General features: G+C 39.4%; 2 protein-coding genes. One reads left to right on the top strand and one right to left on the bottom strand.

Going from position 1 to position 1,233, the window contains the following annotated elements; translation table 11 throughout:
* On the bottom strand, positions 1-151 hold a 151-nt coding region (locus tag EQY_RS0123430), incomplete at its 3' end, for a hypothetical protein (RefSeq protein WP_000545744.1).
* Between the two features lie 242 nt (positions 152-393).
* Between EQY_RS0123430 and EQY_RS0123425 the strand changes: the two genes are divergently transcribed.
* A complete protein-coding gene (locus EQY_RS0123425) occupies positions 394-996 on the top strand; it encodes a hypothetical protein (RefSeq protein ID WP_001348592.1) in 603 nt (200 codons plus the stop codon).
* The last annotated feature ends 237 nt before the right edge of the window (positions 997-1,233 follow it).

The following is a 1,233-nucleotide window of genomic DNA, read 5'->3' as shown; positions in this document are numbered from 1 at the left end:
CTTTCAGTTCTTCAATTCGAATATTGGTTACGTCTGCATGTGCTATCTGCGCCCACAGCATCCAGTGGTCATAGCAGTCGCTGATGTTCTCGGCTTCGATAACTCTGTTGAATGGTTCTCCATTCCATTCACCTGTGACTCGGAAGTGCATTTATCATCTCCATAAAACAAAACCCGCCGTAGCGAGTTCAGATAAAAGAAATCCTCGTCAGTGCGAGGATGCTGTTCATTGCTGCTATACACTTTTTTGCTCTCAACGTAAGCGGTAGCCCATTTTGTTGGGTTGGTGCAGTTGCTTTTAGGAAATGCTATTTACCCCTTAAATGTCGGCTGAAAGAGCTAAAATCCATGCAAAAAATTTACGCAATTTTGTGTATTATTGTGCAGTAAGTAATGAGCTATTTTCTGCGCAAAAAATGGATGGTAAATTTGTCCGGGTCAGGAAAAATTTTATGGGCGCTAAACATGAAAAAAGATTCGTATCCTTATTTGATTTGCATGACAGTTTCAGGGCTGATCTTTATTTTCCTTTTCTTCTGGTGGCGGGCAGATATCTACAGGGTCACGTTTCTTAATCAGAGTATATCCCACTATTACATTCTGTTTAGCATGGGAATAGCTTTTCTGTTATCTCTGTTTTGGGTTAAGAAGGGGATAGTAAAACAAAGAGGCTGGAAGAGTCTGTCAGCATACCTTAAGGTTTATGCAGGGATGTGCATATTTGCTGGATTTTTTCTGATTATACCCCTTACGACACTAACTTATTTTTTGCCTGGAGAGACATCGTCTTATGTTGCACCGTATCGGTATACTTCCGGTAGTTCAAAAAGTTGTTCTGGAGCTGAGGTGGATGACCCCGATCTACATGAGAATATTCGCATTTGCTATCCGTATGGCAATTATGAGTACGATAATATTATCTATGTTGAAAAGAAAATTAATATATTAGGTGCGGTAGTGACATATGCACAGACCGCGCGTGATGATACTGAATGATATAGTATATAGCGGGCAAGTTTTAGTTAATTTATCGAGGTAATATAATTTACCTCGACTCGTTTGTTCTGGTATTAATATTTCGCTTTACGACCGATTTTTATCTGATGATATCATGCGGTTTTCATATACTGACTTACTGTCTTTTCTCCGTTAGCGATTTTCTCCTGCTCAGCGATGATTTTATCTTTGGCTTCTAGTTAATTTCGCTCACTTCGAACCTCTCTGTTTACTGAT

The sequence above is a fragment of the Escherichia sp. TW14182 genome (assembly GCF_000208525.1).
Classification (GTDB): Bacteria; Pseudomonadota; Gammaproteobacteria; order Enterobacterales; family Enterobacteriaceae; genus Escherichia; species Escherichia ruysiae.
This window is presented reverse-complemented; position numbering and strand designations above follow the sequence as displayed.

Excerpts from the sequence above, each read along its gene's own strand:
- EQY_RS0123425 (WP_001348592.1), top strand. The coding sequence starts at position 394 with ATGAGCTATTTTCTGCGCAAAAAATGGATGGTAAATTTGTCCGGGTCA.